The organism is Pseudomonas sp. PICF6 (genome assembly GCF_009831705.1).
GTDB classification, from domain to species: Bacteria; Pseudomonadota; Gammaproteobacteria; order Pseudomonadales; family Pseudomonadaceae; genus Aquipseudomonas; species Aquipseudomonas rhizophila.
The window spans coordinates 65,929-66,135 of the sequence record NZ_WUUD01000001.1 but is presented as its reverse complement, the minus strand read 5'-3'; the positions used below and the strand labels follow the sequence as shown (position 1 = coordinate 66,135).

The following is a 207-nucleotide window of genomic DNA, read 5'->3' as shown; positions in this document are numbered from 1 at the left end:
GGATTTTTCGCCTCGCGGCGGAGCGACATCTTGCAACATCGCTTCTGTAAAACTGGCGTCCCCTAGGGGACTCGAACCCCTGTTACCGCCGTGAAAGGGCGGTGTCCTAGGCCACTAGACGAAGGGGACGCAAACCCTTCTATACAACTGATCAACGCTGAGTGTTGATCGCTTCAAGACCGGTGTGGCCAGGCCTTGAAGTGTAAA

At 55.6% G+C, this 207-nt stretch carries 1 tRNA gene; it reads right to left on the bottom strand.

Going from position 1 to position 207, the window contains the following annotated elements:
* Positions 1-53: 53 nt before the first annotated feature.
* Positions 54-129: transfer RNA gene (locus GSM73_RS00255), tRNA-Glu, on the bottom strand.
* Positions 130-207: the final 78 nt, after the last annotated feature.